This is a genomic window from Paracraurococcus ruber, from assembly GCF_004353985.1.
GTDB lineage: Bacteria > Pseudomonadota > Alphaproteobacteria > Acetobacterales > Acetobacteraceae > Paracraurococcus > Paracraurococcus ruber.
In genome coordinates, this window is the sequence record NZ_SMOA01000573.1 from 1 (window position 1) to 1332 (window position 1332).

The window sequence follows — 1332 nt, forward strand, 5'->3', positions numbered from 1 at the left end:
CGGGCCGCGGCTTCCCGCGCCCGAGCGACCCCGGGCCGCCACGTCGCGGCGCGTTCCGCTCCGTCACCTGCGGCGCGGCGCGACGGGGCAGGCCGCGGCGTTCGCGCCGCCCGGCGATCCGCTCTAGGCTGGCGGGGTCCAAGGGGCCCTGCGGCCCCGGCGGGGCGAGCCCGAGGGGGGCGCCGCCCCCCGTCCAGGCTCAGCCCCCCGGGAGCGACCGCATGGCGCGCAGGACACCCCCCCCGGGCCGCGGCGGCACGCCCGCCGACCGGCTGACCCGCGCCTGGCTGGACGAGGATGACGACGCCTTCGACGCCCTGGCCGAGGAGTTCATCGCCGCCGGGCGGGACGGCGTGCTGGACGCCGCGCTCCGCAAGCTGGCGGAGAAATACGAGGACGACGCGGTGGCCGAATGCGCCGCCGCGCTGATCGAGGTGGCGGAGGTGGCGCGCGGCGGCCCCGGCTTCGACGAGGCGCAACTGGTCATGCTGCCGGTCTTTCCCGAAGCCGGGCTGCCGGATGCGGCGGCGATCGCCGCCGGCCTGCCCGCCGCCGGGGTGGTGCTGCCGGAGGCGCGGCTGCTGCTCGCCCCCGGCTGGCGGCTGGCGGAGACGATCGCCGATGCCTCGCCGGTGGTGCTGCGGCAGGCGCTGCTGGACATCCTGGCGGGGCGGGACCCGGCCGGGCTGCCGCCCGCCCCGGCCGAGGCGCTGGCCGATCCCGCCGACCTGCCGCCGGCCCTCGCCCTGGTCGGCGCCATCCTCTACGCCGCGCCCCCGCCGGCCGAGGAGGCGGGCGATCCGGATGCGCAGGAGGCCGAGGAGGCGGCGCGGGCGGAAGCCCTGGCGGCCGCCTTCGACCGCTGGGCGGATGCCCTGCCGGAGGCGGTGAGCGCCGGCGCCATGATCCAGCCGCTCTGCCTCCCCTCCCAGTTCGCCGAGCAGATGGGCGAGGTGCCGGAGGATGGCGCCGCCGCCGAGCTGATCGACTTCGTCACCATGGCCGTGGAGGAGGCGCGCGGCGAGACGGTGGTCGCCCGCCTCGCCCCGGCGCCGGACGGCCTGGCGGTGTCGCTGCGCACCCGCGGCGGGCGGATGCTGGACGAGCGGGTCTTCCCGGGGGGGCCGGACGGGCTGGACGACGCCCTGGCGCGCCGCATCCTGGCCGAGGTGGCCGAGATCGAGTAGCGCGGCCCGCATGGCCATCGACGGGGCGGGGCGGCCGCATCCGCCCGGCCCCGGGGCCGCCCCGGATGGGCCGCCGGCCGCGCGGCGTCGCGCGGCGGGCCCTCAGCCCGCGACGCTGCCCGGGTCGCAATTGCCGCCGCAGACC

1 protein-coding gene is annotated in these 1332 nt (G+C 79.9%); it reads left to right on the top strand.

What is annotated here, in order from left to right; genetic code table 11:
- The first annotated feature begins 221 nt into the window (after positions 1 to 221).
- On the top strand, positions 222 to 1187 hold the full coding sequence (locus tag E2C05_RS31840) for a hypothetical protein (protein WP_133223600.1): 966 nt from the start codon (positions 222 to 224) through the stop codon (positions 1185 to 1187).
- Positions 1188 to 1332: the final 145 nt, after the last annotated feature.

What these genes read in the sequence shown, in the direction of transcription:
- E2C05_RS31840 (WP_133223600.1), top strand. Translation starts at nt 222, where the DNA reads ATGGCGCGCAGGACACCCCCCCCGGGCCGCGGCGGCACGCCCGCCGAC.